A 741-nucleotide genomic window follows, 5' to 3' on the forward strand; every position below is an offset into this window, starting at 1 on the left:
GACTGATAGTTGTAGACAAATGAGCAGAAGAAAACATTACCCTTGGGTCTGTAGCTCAGGTGGTTAGAGCGCACCCCTGATAAGGGTGAGGTCGGTGGTTCAAGTCCACTCAGACCCACCACTCTGAGAGTGAGTGATGTAAAGCGGTAATGATTTATGATGAAATGGGGATATAGCTCAGCTGGGAGAGCGCCTGCCTTGCACGCAGGAGGTCAGCGGTTCGATCCCGCTTATCTCCACCACTTATCATCGTTAAGTAAATTTATTCATTTAGTTTACTTAACGATGATAACTGAGAAGTTTTATCAACTGTTCTTTAAAAAATTGGAAACAAGCTGAAAACAAGAGATTTTTGAGAGAAAGTCTGAGTAGGCAAGATAGGAAAGTGAAAAGAGGGAACTGAGAAGGAAACTCTGAAAGCAAACCTGTTTTGTGATAAATCTTGATTGAACAAAAGCAATCAAGTGTTTAGTTGAATTAATGACGCTGAAAGTGCTCAGGACACAATATTTATTTTATATTGAGTTTTGAAAATACTTGAGGTTGTATAGTTAAGTAACTAAGCGTACAAGGTGGATGCCTTGGCAATCAGAGGCGAAGAAGGACGTGCTAATCTGCGAAAAGCTTGGATGAGTCGATAAGAGGCGTTTAATCCAAGATATCCGAATGGGGAAACCCAGTAGATGAAGAATCTACTATCACTTACTGAATCCATAGGTAAGTGAGGCAAACCGGGAGAAC

2 tRNA genes and 1 rRNA gene are annotated in these 741 nt (G+C 41.0%); all 3 read left to right on the forward strand.

The annotated features are described in order from the left end of the window. The first annotated feature begins 44 nt into the window (after positions 1-44). Positions 45-121: transfer RNA gene (locus tag A9501_RS03160), tRNA-Ile, on the forward strand. Positions 122-166: 45 nt separating this feature from the next. Beyond that, positions 167-242 (forward strand) — tRNA-Ala (locus A9501_RS03165). A 307-nt stretch (positions 243-549) separates the two neighbouring features. Then, positions 550-741, forward strand: a 23S ribosomal RNA gene (locus tag A9501_RS03170); the annotation flags it as partial.

This window comes from Haemophilus sp. CCUG 66565 (assembly GCF_001679495.1).
Lineage (GTDB): Bacteria > Pseudomonadota > Gammaproteobacteria > Enterobacterales > Pasteurellaceae > Haemophilus > Haemophilus haemolyticus_K.